This is a genomic window from Clostridioides sp. ZZV15-6597 (assembly GCF_020657815.1).
GTDB lineage: Bacteria > Bacillota > Clostridia > Peptostreptococcales > Peptostreptococcaceae > Clostridioides.
On the sequence record NZ_JAGWCT010000262.1, the window covers coordinates 1 to 431 of the forward strand.

At 42.0% G+C, this 431-nt stretch carries 2 tRNA genes and 1 rRNA gene; all 3 read left to right on the plus strand.

Annotated features, from left to right (window positions below):
• The first annotated feature begins 153 nt into the window (after positions 1-153).
• Positions 154-270: ribosomal RNA gene (rrf, locus tag KGF52_RS21165) — 5S ribosomal RNA — on the plus strand.
• Positions 271-277: 7 nt separating this feature from the next.
• Positions 278-352: transfer RNA gene (locus KGF52_RS21170), tRNA-Asn, on the plus strand.
• A 5-nt stretch (positions 353-357) separates the two neighbouring features.
• Positions 358-429, plus strand: a tRNA-Glu gene (locus tag KGF52_RS21175).
• The last annotated feature ends 2 nt before the right edge of the window (positions 430-431 follow it).

Consider the following 431-nt stretch of genomic DNA (forward strand, 5'->3'; position numbering starts at 1 on the left):
AGGTCGAGGACTTGACCAATATTTATTTGATGTTCATTAATTAAAATATATATGTAGTTTTTAGAGTGTTAACTCTAAAAAAGTATGAAAAAAGTATTGACAAAAATAACAAAAAATGTTAATATTATACTTGTCCTAGCAACAAGAAGAAAATGTGGTTATAATAGCAGAGAAGATACACCTGTTCCCATTCCGAACACAGAAGTTAAGTTCTCTAGCGCTGATGGTACTTGGTGGGAAACTGCCTGGGAGAGTAGGACATAGCCACGTTAGATGTTCCAAGGTAGCTCAACGGTGGAGCAACCGGCTGTTAACCGGTAGGCTGTGGGTTCGAGCCCCACCCTTGGAGCCAATAATGGCTCGTTGGTCAAGAGGTTAAGACACCGCCCTTTCACGGCGGTAACAGGGGTTCAATTCCCCTACGAGTCACC